Here is a 15,165-nt window from a genome sequence, read left to right as displayed (position 1 = left end):
ATCACCTAAGAATATTTTGATAAGAAGCGAACATACCCGCAGGATTTCTGTTAAACGGTGTGTTAATAAATAAGTGTTAATAAACGAGTGCTAATAAGCAATGTGAGTGAGGAGATCCCCATGCAAGTCAGCAGGAGGAAGTTCTTTAAGATCTGCGCTGGCGGTATGGCGGGTACGACGGCAGCCGCGTTGGGGTTTGCCCCAACCGCCGCGATTGCACAAACACGTAACTACAAATTGCTGCGTGCGCATGAAACCCGAAATACCTGCACATACTGCTCTGTCGGCTGTGGATTATTGATGTACAGCCTTGGTGATGGCGCCAAAAATGCCAAATCGACTATTTTTCATATCGAAGGGGACCCGGACCATCCTGTAAACCGTGGTGCCCTATGCCCTAAAGGGGCTGGATTGGTGGATTTTGTTCACAGCAAAAATCGTCTGCACTATCCAGAATATCGTGCCCCCGGCTCCAATCAATGGCAGCGAATAAGCTGGAATGAAGCCTTCAATCGTATCGCGGGATTGATGAAACAAGACCGCGATGCCAATTTCGTTAAAACCAATCAAGATGGTGTGACGGTTAACCGTTGGCTGACCACGGGCATGTTGTGTGCCTCTGCGGCCAGTAACGAAACCGGCTTTTTATCACAGAAATTTAGTCGCGCTCTCGGCATGCTTGCCGTAGACAACCAGGCGCGTGTCTGACACGGACCAACGGTAGCAAGTCTTGCTCCAACATTTGGTCGCGGTGCGATGACCAACCACTGGGTGGATATTAAGAATGCGAACTTGATTGTCGTGATGGGCGGGAATGCTGCTGAGGCACATCCTGTCGGTTTCCGTTGGGCGATGGAAGCCAAAATTCATAACAAAGCCAAACTGATTGTTATCGATCCCCGTTTTACCCGTACAGCATCTGTGGCGGATTTCTATACGCCTATCCGTTCCGGTACGGATATTGTTTTTCTGTCAGGTGTGATTTTATACCTGATGACCAATGAAAAGATTAACCGTGAATATGTCGAGGCTTACACCAATGCCAGCCTGATTGTGCGGGAAGATTTCTCGTTCGATGATGGTTTGTTCAGCGGCTATGATGCTGAAAATCGTAAGTACGATAAAACGACATGGAATTATGAGCTGGATGAAAATGGTTTCGCCAAACGTGATAAAACGCTGACCCATCCACGTTGTGTCTGGAGTCTGTTGAAGGCCCATGTCAGCCGTTATACTCCGGATGTCGTGACCGATATCTGTGGTACACCAAAGGAAGATTTCCTCAAGGTGTGTGAATATCTGGCTGAAACCAGTGTGAAAGACAAAACCACTTCTTTCCTGTATGCACTGGGTTGGACGCAACACTCCACCGGTGCGCAGAATATCCGCACAATGGCGATGATTCAATTATTGCTCGGCAATATGGGTATGGCCGGAGGCGGCATTAACGCGCTGCGTGGTCACTCCAATATTCAGGGACTGACAGATTTGGGGTTACTGTCCCAGAGCCTGCCGGGCTATCTCTCCCTGCCATCGGAAAAACAGACCGATTTGCAAAGTTATTTGCAGGCCAATACACCAACAGCCACCGTTTCAGGGCAGGTTAATTATTGGGGAAATTATCCGAAGTTTTTTGTCAGCCTGATGAAGAGTTTCTATGGTGATAATGCCCGTAAAGAGAATGATTGGGGCTTTGATCTGTTGCCGAAGTGGGATAAACCTTACGATGTCCTGCAATATTTTGAAATGATGTCGAAAGGGGAAGTCAATGGCTATATCTGTCAGGGCTTCAATCCAATAGCGTCATTCCCGAACAAGAACAAAGTAGTTGCTGCGTTATCGAAGCTGAAATTCTTGGTCACAATTGATCCTCTCAGTACTGAAACGTCGTCATTCTGGCAAAATCATGGTGAATTCAATGATGTTGATCCTGCAACCATCCAGACCGAAGTTTTCCGTCTGCCATGCTGTTGTTTCGCGGAAGAAAACGGCTCAATAGTCAATTCAGCCCGCTGGCTGCAATGGCACTGGAAAGGCGCGGATGCACCAGGGGAAGCGATTGGGGATGGTGAAATTTTGTCGGGCATCTTCAAGCGCTTGCGTGATCGGTATCGCGAGGAAGGTGGCGCGGCGCCAGAACAAGTGTTGAGCATGACATGGGATTATTTTGATCCGGCTGCCCCGACACCGGAAGAGGTGGCACAGGAAAATAACGGTCGCGCTTTGGCTGACTTGCTGGATGTCAGCGGCAATGTGTTGGTGAAAAAGGGGCAGCAATTATCTTCTTTCGCACAACTACGCGATGATGGCACAACCGCCAGCGGCTGCTGGATTTTCGCCGGAAGCTGGACACCGGAAGGCAACCAGATGGCACGCCGCGATAATGCTGATCCATCCGGCATGGGTAATACACTGGGTTGGGCATGGGCGTGGCCTCTGAACCGCCGCATTCTGTATAACCGTGCGTCTGCTGATCCACAGGGCAATCCATGGGACCCTAAACGCCAATTGATTGCATGGGATGGCGATAAATGGAGCGGGGTGGATATTCCTGATTACAGCAATGCGGCTCCGGGGAGTGATGTCGGGCCATTTATCATGCAACCAGAAGGCATGGGACGTCTGTTTGCCATCGACAAAATGGCAGAAGGGCCGTTCCCTGAGCATTACGAACCATTTGAAACGCCGTTGGGAACTAACCCGCTGCATCCGAATGTGGTTTCCAATCCGGCCGCCCGTGTGTTCAAAAGCGATTTTGAAGCAATGGGCAAGGCCGATAAATTCCCTTACGTGGGAACCACTTACCGTCTGACTGAACATTTCCATTTCTGGACAAAACATGCGTTGCTGAACGCAATTGCCCAACCAGAGCAGTTTGTGGAAATTGGTGAACGGTTGGCGGCAGAGAAAGGCATCAAACAGGGTGATACCGTCAAAGTCAGCTCCAATCGTGGCTATATCAAGGCCAAAGCGGTAGTGACGAAACGTATTCGTACCTTGAATGTTCACGGCCGTGAAGTGGACACCATCGGTATTCCGATTCACTGGGGCTTTGAAGGCGCGGCGAAGAAAGGGTTCCTTGCGAATACTCTGACGCCGTTTGTCGGTGATGCCAATACGCAAACACCAGAATTCAAAGCGTTTCTGGTTAATGTGGAAAAGGTGTAGAGGAGAAAAATCATGTCATTGCAGTCTCAAGACATTATTCGTCGATCTGCCACCAATTCACTGACTCCCGCGCCTCGTGTGCGGGATCACCAGCAAGAAGTGGCAAAGCTGATCGATGTGACGACCTGTATCGGCTGTAAAGCGTGTCAGGTGGCATGTTCAGAATGGAACGACATCCGTGATGAAATTGGGCATAACGTTGGTGTTTATGACAACCCTGCTGATCTGACGGCGAAGTCATGGACGGTGATGCGATTTTCCGAAGTAGAGGAGAATGGCAGGCTGGAATGGCTGATCCGCAAGGATGGCTGTATGCACTGCGCTGACCCGGGTTGTTTGAAAGCCTGTCCGGCAGAAGGGGCGATTATTCAGTATGCCAATGGCATCGTTGATTTTCAGTCAGAGCACTGCATTGGCTGCGGTTATTGCATTGCGGGCTGTCCATTCAATGTGCCGCGTATCAACAAAGAAGATAATCGTGCCTACAAATGTACTCTGTGCGTTGACCGTGTTGGTGTGGGGCAGGAACCGGCTTGTGTAAAAACTTGCCCAACAGGTGCGATTCATTTTGGCAGCAAACAGGACATGAAAGCACTGGCGGCAGAGCGGGTTGAGGAACTTAACGGGCGTGGCTATGAAAATGCGGGTTTGTACGATCCCGAAGGCGTAGGTGGAACTCATGTTATGTATGTGCTGCACCATGCCAACAAACCCCAGCTCTATCATGGATTGCCGGACAATCCGGCAATCAGCCCGACCGTCACCTTCTGGAAAGGCATCTGGAAACCATTGGCCGCGATTGGTTTTGCTGCCACTTTTGCTGCTTCGATTTTCCATTATGTGGGTATTGGCCCGAACCGCGTTTCTAAAGAAGAGGAAGAGAGCGCACTTAAAGATATTGATTCGAACAATGCAAACAATGAGGAGGTGAAGAAATGAAAATGAAAAAGCGTAACGATGTCATTATTCGCCATTCTCCGGTTGAACGAATCAATCATTGGGCGGTTGTGATTTGCTTCCTGTTTACCGCCATCAGCGGATTGGGATTTTTCTTTCCTTCCCTGAACTGGATGATGAATATCTTTGGTACACCACAGCTTTCACGGATATTGCACCCGTTTGCGGGTTCGGTGATGTTCTTTCTGTTTGTCTTTATGTTTTTCAGGTATTTCAAACATAACTTGATCGACAGAAATGACATCGAATGGGCGAAGAATATTCACAAAGTGCTGCGTAATGAAGAAGCGGGGGATATAGGGCAATATAACCTCGGTCAGAAAGGCATTTATTGGGCAGTGAGCGTTTGCCTGTTTCTGCTGTTGATCAGCGGCATCATTATCTGGCGTCCTTACTTTGCGGAGTATTTCCCCATTCCATTGATTCGAGTTGCTTTACTGATTCACTCACTGGCAGCGATTGGCCTGATCCTGACTATTATTGTTCATGCTTATGCGGCATTTTGGGTGAAGGGATCAGTGCGGGCAATGGTAGAAGGTTGGGTCACACGGGGTTGGGCGAAAAAACATCATCCTCGCTGGTATCGTGAAATTGTGAAACAAGAACGGCAAAAGGAAAAAGAGTGAATTTGAGGCAGGGTATTTTGTGTACCCTGCCTTGTTCCTACCGTTCTTGTTTCCTCGGTTATTGTCACAATTGATAAGCTTTGCTTTGTGGCTACAATATGGCTGCAATGATTATTATTTGTACATTAAATGGGAGCGTTTGTATGGTTGATACCGTAGTAAGAGCCAGAGTGTCCTCAGCTTCTAAAGAAGCAGCTATGGCGAATGCCAAAGCCTTAGGACTCGATTTGTCTACTGTTATCCGTATGCTTGTTAATAGACTGGCTGTTGAAGGGCAACTTCCTGATGGATTTCTTCAGCCAAATAGCGAAACGCTACAAGCGACAGGCCAGCCATTACCTCCGAAATATAAAGAGCGCCGACTGATTGGTAACTATATTGGTTACTTGGAGTGTCACGGCGCCCCAGATTTACTCTTGATTTACCAACGCACTGACACGGAATTGATTGTGTATCGCGTTGGGAGCCATGCTGATTTATTCAATTAGCCGTTAGCGAAGAAAACCGGGATTATTCTCCTCCTTCGGTTTTATTGACGGAAACTTTTATTGGTTAAATAGTGCCTTTAATCTCTTATTAGCCTGCTGTTTATCAAAAGGCGCTAACGATTCACTTGGCGACAAGCCCACAAATTCTAATTGTTCAGCTTCATCTTCCGTCAGGACTTTTTGTTTTCTCAGTTTGAGCAAATAATTCCAATTCCAAATGCCACCAGAATCTTCTGCCGGACACATACCGTTACCTGCGGTTATTTCAGGCTGGATAATATCTTTTGGCAGCACTTTCTCTACTGTTATCTGATGGAGCCAATCATCACCAAAGTCGTATTGGTAGCTGAGTTCGTCTTCAATTTCATCCAGAAATACGCCGATACACGTTTGGTCATAATGTTCTTCCGGGATATCGATCCCTGAAACATTAAACTTGAATAAGTGCTCGTTTTCCCAGCCCATGGCATTTTGTATCACATCATGAAATTCCATCAGCGTGAGCTGATTGCTGACACGGATTCGGCGCCATACGGCCGGGCTGGCATCCAGTAAACTCACCTTGAGAACCAATCCTTGCGGTAGGATCTCCTCATCTTGTTCCATGTAAAAATATTCAAAACTGATCTCAGCCAAAGTATCAAATAAAGCAAATCTCTTGCGATTGAGCGCAGGATCTCTGAGGGTATAGGCCAAATCTAAATATTGATTCACCAAATGTGGTGCTGGTGATGACAGCCTATATTGCTCAATTGCAGCGGAATAAGTCAGACGTTCAGCAAACAGCTCCCGGTTTGCATAGTAATAAAGCTTCAATAAATCTCTGGGCTTTTTCGCCTTTGACAAGCATTCTTCCGGCGCTAACCAGCTTAGGATTAATGGTGAACCCATGGTGATGCCAAGGCGGTTCTGCTCTTGTCGTTTTGGATCAGCTTGATAGCCCAGCTTCTGGCTCCAATGTTCAAGTTCAAACTCTTCTGGCTGTGTCCATTCAAAGGGAAGTCGTGACAACCAATAAAGTGAGTAAAGCTCGATAGGCGTTTTTTTGTTTAGCTGAACTGAAAGTATCCACGGTAAAATTTGTTGTAGCCAGTCAGAAGAGACGGGGACAAAGTCAATATGAGTGTCATGAGTGCCCAACTCTTTAATCAGTTCGGGGATGGTGAGGTCAGGCTCGCTATTCGGTAAGCTCTCGCGGATACCAGATTTAAAATCCAGCATCATATTCATTTGGTATTTTTGACCATCCAGTGTGATTGTCATCATCATGCTGGCGCAATCATTTCCATCAACATGGGTGGCGTATAATTCATGTATCTCAGCGGGTTCCCGAACAGTATGATGTGCCATCGCCCTTTTTTTCCAGCGCTTGAAGCAAGGATGAATGGAGTGATGACGGTTGAATCGGGCACACAGATTGACCAGTTGCAGATAGGATAAGTTTTTCCATGCAGAGGAGGGGCAATCGTCCAACGCTTGCGCACTGGCGAGAGCAATTGGTTCCTCAAAGTATTGGGTCAGCAGAAGCAGGGCATCTATGCCCCATGAATACCGGGCCACTTCTGAAAAGAGATGGCTTAAGCCATCATGGGGAATCACGGAAAAGCCGTTTTCAAAAAATTCGAGAAACTCAAGGCCGGACTCAATTCTGACTTGCTCAAACAGTTGGCTTAAATTGGGGGGAGGTGAAGGAAAGGTGGCTATGTTCGTGTTATCAGCATATTGCGGGGTACTCAATAGTTGGGTGATGTCAGTTTTGATATGAAACTGATGTCTTTTCAAGCTCGATATACATAACAGCACACATTCACTATTAAGTTCGAAGTTTTCGTTGGCATGAACCAGAATCTGCTCAATGATCTCTTCAATCTGCTGTTTGTCCTCAACCGGCAATTTGTTTGTGGTTAATGCAAGTTCTGCTACTGCAACGTTAACCCAATTGTTAATGCTGTCTCCCATCTCGGTCATCATATCTTCAGGTAAGATCAACACCAGACTGAGCAATAAGAAGACGTTCTCAGGATCGGAAAACCACAGTATTTGCTTTTGGGTTAAGGTTTGCTGTTTCTCGGGGGTATGGGCGTATTTTTCTATTGCAGATAGCAATTTTTCAGGTGTAAGTTTCATCATCAATCTCTTCAATTATCAATATATTAACCAAGAAGAGTGCTCATTATCATGTTGTTAAATCCACCCTTCCCTCTTTATGACCACTAATTTATGACCACTAATTTATGACTATTAATAGTCTAACCTGAATTTTTGTAAGGTCAGTAAACTTGTGTTGAAATTTTCAAGTTGCTGTTTTGTCGGATGCAATTTGAAATCTCTTGGATATATGACAATGCCATTCCGCTGTCCGGCAAGGTAAGATAGTTGGGTATTTATTTATCAATATAACGGGCATATCAACATAACAGGAAAGGTTTAGATAATGAGTATTCGCATTGTTCCTAAAGAGCAGCTGATCAAAGAGCGGGTAACTGAAAGATCTGTTGGTTTTATTCCCCCATTATTATTTGCCAACCTGAAAAAATTGTATCAACAGCGCGCTGAACGTTTGAGAACGTTGGCAACAGAAAGCAATCCATTTTCAAGTTACCTGAATTTTGTCGCGGAAATTGTACAAGCACAGCAAAAGGCGTTGTATGACAACCCGCTGGAGATGGAATTGGACGAGCTGCTTCGCCATTCTTCCCAACAAGAGGGTTTTGTCCCTCTGGATTGCAAAACGTTGCGGCGTACTCAGCACTGGCAAAATATCCTGCATGCCTTGATTGCGGAATTACAGCCTACTGTACCCGAACATGTGAAACCTGTCCTCGAAAATCTGGCAAAAAATTCAGCACAAGAATTAGAAGAGATGGCGAGCGCGCTGCTCAATAGCGAGTTCAGCAAGGTTAGTGCTGATCAGGCGGTGTTTGTCTGGGCTGCGTTATCTGTGTATTGGGCACAAATGGCCAGTTTAATCCCCGGCAAGGCACGGGCGGAATATGGAGAACATCGCCAATTTTGCCCAGTATGCCGCAGTATGCCGGTGACCAGTGTGGTGCAAATCAGTACTCGCCAAGGGCTGCGTTATTTGCATTGTAATCTGTGCGAAAGCGAATGGCATGTTGTTCGAATCAAATGCAGTAATTGCGAACAGACCCGAGACTTGAATTATTGGTCATTGGAGAGTGAGCAGGCGGCAATTAAGGCGGAAAGTTGTGGTGATTGTGGCAGTTATCTCAAAATTCTGTATCAGGAAAAAGATCCGAATGTAGATGCTGTGGCAGATGATCTGGCGTCATTGATTCTGGATGCCAAAATGGAAGAAGAAGGTTTTGCCCGCAGTAGCCTGAACCCTTTTCTGTTTCCCAACGAATAAAGGGGGATGGGGACGCGATGACACAAGTAATAAATTCGTTGTATCGTCAGTTACCATCCATTGACAGATTGTTGCGGCAGCCGGAAATCACCTCGCTGATTGCGTCTCATGGGCAGACGCAAGTGGTCGATATATTGCGGGAAATGCAGGAACAGGCGCGGTTCAATATTCGTGAGCATCAATCCTTGCCAGAATGGAGTGACGATTGGGCAGCATCATTGCACCGAAGATTGGAGCGGGGCCAGACATCAGCACTGAAGCCCGTATTTAACCTGAGCGGAACAGTGCTCCATACCAATCTGGGGCGTGCATTGCTGGCTGAAACGGCAATTGATGCCGTGACACAGGCCATGCGCTCGTCGGTTACATTGGAATACTCCCTTGATGGTGCCAGCCGGGGGCATCGTGATCGCGCACTGGCCGATTTACTCTGTACATTAACTGGTGCAGAAGATGCTTGCATTGTTAACAATAATGCCGCCGCGGTTTTACTGGTGCTGGCAACAGTGGCGCAAGGAAAAGAGGTTGTCGTTTCCCGTGGTGAATTGGTTGAGATTGGCGGAGCCTTCCGTATTCCTGACGTTATGGTGCAAGCGGGTTGTCGTTTGGTGGAAGTGGGGACAACGAACCGAACGCATCTGAAAGATTACCAGCGGGCGATCAATTCTGATACCGGCATGTTGATGAAGGTGCATACCAGTAATTACAGTATTGAGGGCTTCACGGCTGAAGTGTCGGGAGAGGCGCTGGCGAAACTGGGCATGGTATCCCAAATCCCGACAGCTATTGATCTTGGCAGTGGTTCCATGATAGACATGGCACAATATGGTTTGCCAGCAGAACCGATGCCTCGGGATTATCTGAATCACGGCATCGATCTGGTGACTTTCTCCGGCGATAAATTATTGGGCGGCCCACAAGCTGGCATCATTGTTGGTAAAAAACAGTGGATAGAGGCTATCCAGCAGCATCCCCTGAAACGTGCATTACGGGCAGACAAAATGACGCTGGCTGCATTGGAAGCAACGTTGCGCCTTTATCAACACCCTGAACAGCTTCGCCAGAAATTACCGACTTTGCGTTTGCTGACCCGCACGCAAGGCGAAATCCGTGATATGGCGCAACAGCTACTTCCCCAAATTCAGGCATATTACAGCGAAAAATTCATTGTCCGTGATGAACCTTGCTATTCTCAAATTGGCAGTGGTTCCTTGCCTGTGGATCGATTGCCCAGTTGGGCACTGACTTTTACTGCCATTAATGGACGTGGCAGTACATTGGAAAACTTGGCTCATCAATGGCGCAATTTGAAAAAACCAGTCATTGGGCGTCTGTATGATGGTCGGTTATGGCTGGATCTCCGTTGCCTGGAAGATGAAAGTGAATTATTGCGGGCATTGCTGTTATAGAAATTACTGTTATAGAAATTGTTGTTATAGAAAATTCTAGCTATAGAAATTGTCGCTATAAAAAATAGGTTCAATAACTATGATTTTTGCCACTGCGGGACATGTTGATCACGGTAAAACGACACTGATTCAAGCAATCACGGGCGTTGATACGACCCATTTACCGGAAGAGAAAAAACGCGGGATGACTATCGATCTCGGTTATGCCTACTGGCCGCAACCAGATGGAACTTCGGTGGGGTTTGTCGACGTTCCGGGGCATGAAAAATTTCTATCCAATATGTTGGCAGGGATTGGTGGCATCGATCATATCTTGCTGGTTATAGCCTGTGATGATGGTGTGATGGCTCAGACGCGGGAACATTTGGCTATTTTGCGTTTAATCGGGCGACCTGCCATCACGATTGTGCTGACTAAAGCGGATAGTGTTGCACAAGCACGGGTTGAGGAAGTCCGGCAACAGGCTGCGCAATTATTGGCATCACAAGGCTGGCAATCAGTGCCTCTGTTTGTAACGGCAGCCACCACAGAGGATGGTATCATTCCATTGCGGGAGCATTTGCTATCTATTCATCAGATTAATTCTGTCCATCAATTTTGCCGCTCTTCTTTTTTGCAGACTTCTTCTTTGCAAACTTCTTCTTTGCAAAATTTGCAGCATGAAAAATTGAAGCAACGCTTCCGTTTGGCTATCGATCGTGTTTTTACCGTTAAAGGAGCAGGATTGGTTGTCACTGGGACGGCGTTGGCAGGAAGTATCAATGTCGGTGAAACGTTATGGCTGACTGACAGTGAGCAAGCCGTGAGAGTACGTGGCTTGCATGCCCAGAATCAACCCGCCCAGAGCGCTAAAGCGGGACAGCGTATTGCATTGAATATCGTCGGTGATATCAGCAAAGAACAAATTTCCCGTGGCGACTGGTTGTTGTCACAAAAACCAGTATCACAAGGCCTATTGCTTGCTGCTGAAAAAGTGTTAGTGGAAATTGAAGCCGATTCACCATTGCAAAACTGGCAACCTCTCCACATCCATCATGCCGCCAGCCATATCACCGGACGAATTTCTATATTGAACTCGCTGGCTGATGCGCCAATATTGGCTGAACTGACGCTGGATCGCCCGTTGTGGCTGGTGGAAAATGATCGCTTGATATTGCGTGATATCAGTGCCAAGAAAACACTGGCAGGAGCGAGGGTCGTTAGCTTAAATTCCCCTCGCAGGGGTAAGCGTCGGCATGAATTTCTTGATTGGTTATCCCAACTGGCTCGAACGCACAGCCATGCGGAAAGTCTCGCCTTATATTTAACCCGTGGTGCATTGTCACTCAGCCATTTTGCCTGGTCACGTCAGTTGACAGAAAGTCAGCTCAACAGCTTGCTGGCCGAGATGAAGGTGATTATTGCCGGTGATTGGGCACTATCGCAGCATCATGCCGCGTCGGCAGAACAAAAACTATTGCAGGCTATGGCGGGATACCATGAAAAACACCCCGATCAACTGGGAGTAGGTAAAGCACGTTTGAAACGCATGGCTCTGCCGACACTGGATGACATGCTGGCTTATAAACTGATCAACCGGCTACTGGAGCAAAAATTACTTAAACAAACAAATGGTTGGCTGCACTCGCCTGAGCATGGATTGATGTTTACCGCAGAGCAGGCGTGTCTGTGGTTACACGTAGAACCATATTTTCAAGCGGAAGTGTGGTGGGTACGCGATTTGGCAACGGAAATGGGAGAAGATGAAGAAGCCATGCGTTGTCTTTTGCGAAAAGCGGCGCAATTAGGGCTGATCATCGCTATTGTGTCTGATCGTTATTACCATCGCCAGTGCATTCAGCAGTTTGCTGATTTAATCCGTCGCTATTCTCAGGATAAGGGAGGCATAACGGCGATAGAGTTTCGGGATGAGTTGGGGATTGGCCGGAAATTAGCGATCCAAATACTGGAATACTTTGATCGCATGGGATTTACCCGCAGGAAAGCAGATTTGCATGTTTTGCGGGATGAGGGCATTTTTTAGCATTTGGTTTTGAACCTGTTCGATATCTGTTTTCAATAGCCGCAGTTGAACTCCTTTGAATTCATGCTGTCTTCACTGAGCGAATCCGCTGCATTTTATTTGCGGCATATTTGACAACCTGTGCTATTTTTCAACGAGTTGTCAAACTAAACTCATGTGTGGAATTCAATAGAATATGAAAAAAAAGATAATCTCGAAGATTTATCTGGGCTTGCTGTTGATTGCTTCCTTGGTATTAGTGTTTGAAAAGGGTGGGGACATTTATCCTGCACTGGTGTCTGTCGGCGTATTTGGCGTCATCTTTGGTCTGGTTTTTTTAGTTTCAGCACGCTGGCTATTTTCGGCGGTGTTAACTGGAACCTTATTTATCATCCTCAAATTTCTCAACCAGATAAAAGTTCATTACTACAAAGAGCAGTTATTTTTTTCTGATTTGAATGTCATGTTGGACCCTTCAAATCAGGAGACTTTACACCATTATTGGCTGGCAGGTATCGCTGTAGTCGCGATGCTTATCTGGTTGATATTAAACATGATATTGAGTTGGAAATCGGCACCTTCTGCACGTGGGATCAAATGGCGATTCGCCAGTATCGTTTTGATGGCAGTAAGTGCCTGGGGAATTAATCTGACGGTGAATGCTTACCATACTGAATGGCAGAATGAATTACCGAAGGGAAGGGGAACGATGACTAATATGGTGATGTCTGCCTCAGATTCGCAATATCAGCCTCCGAAATTCGGCTCATCTGCTGATTATTTCTTACAACAGGCGAAAAAAGTGACGTTGCCTGAACCCCAGTCAGACGTTAAACCCGATGTCGTTGTACTGTTACAGGAATCCACCGTTAATCCCCATATTTACCAGTTACCCGCCAATGTGCACTTGCCAGATCTTTATATGTTCCAGCGTGATGCAGGTGTCAGTAGCCAAAGTCCACTCAGGGTACAGACCTTTGGGGGAGGAACATGGTTATCTGAATTTTCCGTTTTAACCGGATTGAATACAGAGGACTTTGAACCCAATAAAAATTCGGTGTTTTACACTGTCGTTGATCATCTTAAAAACAGCTTGTTCCGCGTAATGAAAGACAATGGTTATTACACGGTTGTTCTGACACCATTTAATAAGTCTGCTTATCATGCAGGGCATGCTTACAAAACGCTGGGCGTTGATCGGATTATCCAACCGCAGGAGCTGGGCTATCCGGCAGACATGGAAGAAAATTTATGGAAAATCTCGACACAAGATATGTTGTCTTATGTGAAAACCATCTTGGCGAAGGAAACAGATAAGCCGATTTTTATTTTTTCTCTGACAATGTATGAACATGGCCCTTATGAAGAGAGCCATGATGATGATTATGGTTTGGCTGGCAACGTTGAGCCTTCAACGGCGGTAGGTAAATTTAGTCATTATATGGAAAAAATCGTGGCTTCTGATCCGGCCATCAAAGATTTCAGTGAATTCGTTGCCCATCGCAACAAACCTACCGTCTTCCTCTATTTTGGGGATCATCAACCGAACATCCACTTTGAGCACTATCATTCGCCGTTACTTGATCCCGCCCATGTGACTCAATTTACCCTGCGGGATAACCTGAAACAGGGAGCGTCAATAACAACGGGAAAATTGACTGATATCTCCTTTCTTGGCGGAATGATTCTGGAGCGTGCTCGTTTGCCAGCTCCTGAGTTTTATCAAGCCAATATGATTATGCGTCATTTGTGTGATGGTGCGCTGGATGATTGTCAGGACAATGCGCTGGTGGAGAGTTATAAGCATTATATTTACCAGCAGTTGGAAGCGGCATCAGTTGGAATTAGCAAATTAGCAAGTAAGAAATAACTTGCGTTGTTTCCCTTGCTTTCATTGTTACCTTTCCTCACTACCCCTTCTGTCGATGATGTTATTTGGCAGAAGGGAAGTTGAAGAGATGAGTGGATTTTAGGCTGAATTGCGCCCTTCAAGAGAAGGGAGGGATGACTTATAAATAGTTAGATGTGTTAATTATTTTTATATTTGTATTTGATGTCGATATTTTGAGGAGAATTGAAATCTAGGCCATAAATATCACCACGACACAAAATTTCACTGAACTCAATGATATCATTTTGGTTATTCAGGCTTATTTGGTGGATTTGTAGCAATGGCGAGCTTTCAGCGATATTGAGTAATATCGCCAGATTTGCAGGGCAGGAAATGGCTTTGATTTTGTGATTCACGTTGGTGAGGTGGATGTCCTGTTCCTCCCAATGTGCATACAAGGAACCTTCCAACAGCTCAGGATGAGGCAGATAGTGCTGGGGAATATAAGTATTCTCAAGGGAAACCGGTGTACCGTTGGCAAGGCGGATACGACGTAGCTCAGCGATTGGCTCACCCGTGTTAATCGACAGTTTTTTCGCAATCTCTTCCGGTGCGGGAATGATATTCCTCGATAGCCAGTAATTGGATACCGTTCCTCCCTCTTTAATAATCTGAGAGGTAAAACCAACAGCTTGATTAAGTGAAGAACATCCCGGTTTGGCAACCTGAGTACCAATACCTTGCTGGCGTATGATGACCCCTTTTTCTTCCAGAATCTGCATTGCCTTACTGACTGTTACGCGAGATATATTGAGAAGCTCAGCTAATCGGCGTTCTGGCGGTAAAAAATCACCAACATTCAATAACCGCTTTTCAATTGCCATTTCAATGGCTTTTTGTAGTTGTATATAACGAGGGCTACTGCTTTTCTTTTCAAGTTGTTCGTATACCCAGTCAACAAAGTGATTCAGCATTTTTTTAACCCCAATTATTTAATGGCTTAAGTGTACATTAGCCTGTACAGCAAGGTATATACCCTTCGTCTTTCAAGTTGCCTCTTTGTTGGCTGCGCTCACTCACTCCGGTTACCGTTGTTATGAACATAGAGTTATCTATGCTCCCGGGGATTCGCTCCTTTTCCACCGCGACGCATCTTAAAATCCATTGGGTATAGCGTGTATTGGAATTAGATTGGCATCACATAATGATGAAATTGGACTTTTATTGGACTTAATTGAACGATAAAGTATAAATCCTGCTTATATAAGAAGTCGGGGGTTTGGGAACTTTTTTCTGGAGCTTTTTTCTAAAACT

At 46.1% G+C, this 15,165-nt stretch carries 10 protein-coding genes; 8 read left to right on the top strand and 2 right to left on the bottom strand.

All coding sequences use genetic code 11. From position 1 onward, the window contains the following. The first annotated feature begins 120 nt into the window (after positions 1–120). The 4 genes from fdnG (at position 121) to PSI14_RS08405 (ending at position 5,239) form a co-directional block, all read left to right on the top strand. On the top strand, positions 121–3,168 hold the full coding sequence (fdnG, locus tag PSI14_RS08420) for a formate dehydrogenase-N subunit alpha (protein WP_273575490.1): 3,048 nt from the start codon (positions 121–123) through the stop codon (positions 3,166–3,168). A gap of 12 nt (positions 3,169–3,180) precedes the next feature. After that, positions 3,181–4,107: a formate dehydrogenase subunit beta gene (fdxH, locus tag PSI14_RS08415; RefSeq protein WP_273575489.1), complete on the top strand. Its 927-nt coding sequence runs from the start codon at positions 3,181–3,183 to the stop codon at positions 4,105–4,107. A 2-nt stretch (positions 4,108–4,109) separates the two neighbouring features. Further along, positions 4,110–4,751 (top strand): formate dehydrogenase cytochrome b556 subunit, encoded by a 642-nt coding sequence (gene fdoI / locus PSI14_RS08410; protein ID WP_273575520.1) that lies wholly within the window; start codon positions 4,110–4,112, stop codon positions 4,749–4,751. A gap of 143 nt (positions 4,752–4,894) precedes the next feature. Then, positions 4,895–5,239, top strand: a complete 345-nt coding sequence (locus PSI14_RS08405; protein ID WP_273575488.1) for a type II toxin-antitoxin system mRNA interferase toxin, RelE/StbE family — start codon at positions 4,895–4,897, stop codon at positions 5,237–5,239. A 57-nt stretch (positions 5,240–5,296) separates the two neighbouring features. Here the strand turns inward: PSI14_RS08405 and PSI14_RS08400 are convergent, their stop codons facing one another. Continuing rightward, the gene (locus PSI14_RS08400; protein WP_273575487.1) at positions 5,297–7,369 is read right to left on the bottom strand and encodes a plasmid pRiA4b ORF-3 family protein; all 2,073 of its coding nucleotides are present in this window, start codon (positions 7,367–7,369) and stop codon (positions 5,297–5,299) included. Between the two features lie 304 nt (positions 7,370–7,673). Here PSI14_RS08400 and fdhE point away from each other — a divergent pair, with 304 nt between their 5' ends. The 4 genes from fdhE (at position 7,674) to PSI14_RS08380 (ending at position 13,890) form a co-directional block, all read left to right on the top strand. Further along, on the top strand, positions 7,674–8,609 hold the full coding sequence (gene fdhE / locus PSI14_RS08395) for a formate dehydrogenase accessory protein FdhE (protein ID WP_273575486.1): 936 nt from the start codon (positions 7,674–7,676) through the stop codon (positions 8,607–8,609). 17 nt (positions 8,610–8,626) lie between these two features. Continuing rightward, positions 8,627–10,018, top strand: coding sequence for an L-seryl-tRNA(Sec) selenium transferase (selA, locus tag PSI14_RS08390; RefSeq protein WP_273575485.1), 1,392 nt, complete (start codon positions 8,627–8,629; stop codon positions 10,016–10,018). A gap of 79 nt (positions 10,019–10,097) precedes the next feature. Continuing rightward, positions 10,098–12,041, top strand: coding sequence for a selenocysteine-specific translation elongation factor (selB, locus tag PSI14_RS08385; RefSeq protein ID WP_273575484.1), 1,944 nt, complete (start codon positions 10,098–10,100; stop codon positions 12,039–12,041). Positions 12,042–12,216: 175 nt separating this feature from the next. Next, complete coding sequence (locus tag PSI14_RS08380) at positions 12,217–13,890, top strand: LTA synthase family protein (protein WP_273575483.1); 1,674 nt, start codon at positions 12,217–12,219, stop codon at positions 13,888–13,890. Positions 13,891–14,048: 158 nt separating this feature from the next. Here the strand turns inward: PSI14_RS08380 and PSI14_RS08375 are convergent, their stop codons facing one another. After that, on the bottom strand, positions 14,049–14,825 hold the full coding sequence (locus PSI14_RS08375) for a GntR family transcriptional regulator (RefSeq protein WP_273575482.1): 777 nt from the start codon (positions 14,823–14,825) through the stop codon (positions 14,049–14,051). Between the last annotated feature and the right edge of the window lie 340 nt (positions 14,826–15,165).

The sequence above is a fragment of the Xenorhabdus anantnagensis genome (assembly GCF_028598555.1).
GTDB lineage: Bacteria > Pseudomonadota > Gammaproteobacteria > Enterobacterales > Enterobacteriaceae > Xenorhabdus > Xenorhabdus anantnagensis.
This window is presented reverse-complemented; position numbering and strand designations above follow the sequence as displayed.

What these genes read in the sequence shown, in the direction of transcription:
- fdxH (WP_273575489.1), top strand. Translation starts at nt 3,181, where the DNA reads ATGTCATTGCAGTCTCAAGACATTATTCGTCGATCTGCCACCAATTCA.
- PSI14_RS08405 (WP_273575488.1), top strand. Translation starts at nt 4,895, where the DNA reads ATGGTTGATACCGTAGTAAGAGCCAGAGTGTCCTCAGCTTCTAAAGAA.
- selB (WP_273575484.1), top strand. Translation starts at nt 10,098, where the DNA reads ATGATTTTTGCCACTGCGGGACATGTTGATCACGGTAAAACGACACTG.
- PSI14_RS08400 (WP_273575487.1), bottom strand. Translation starts at nt 7,369, where the DNA reads ATGATGAAACTTACACCTGAAAAATTGCTATCTGCAATAGAAAAATAC.
- fdhE (WP_273575486.1), top strand. Translation starts at nt 7,674, where the DNA reads ATGAGTATTCGCATTGTTCCTAAAGAGCAGCTGATCAAAGAGCGGGTA.
- selA (WP_273575485.1), top strand. Translation starts at nt 8,627, where the DNA reads ATGACACAAGTAATAAATTCGTTGTATCGTCAGTTACCATCCATTGAC.
- PSI14_RS08375 (WP_273575482.1), bottom strand. Translation starts at nt 14,825, where the DNA reads ATGCTGAATCACTTTGTTGACTGGGTATACGAACAACTTGAAAAGAAA.
- PSI14_RS08380 (WP_273575483.1), top strand. Translation starts at nt 12,217, where the DNA reads ATGAAAAAAAAGATAATCTCGAAGATTTATCTGGGCTTGCTGTTGATT.
- fdoI (WP_273575520.1), top strand. Translation starts at nt 4,110, where the DNA reads ATGAAAAAGCGTAACGATGTCATTATTCGCCATTCTCCGGTTGAACGA.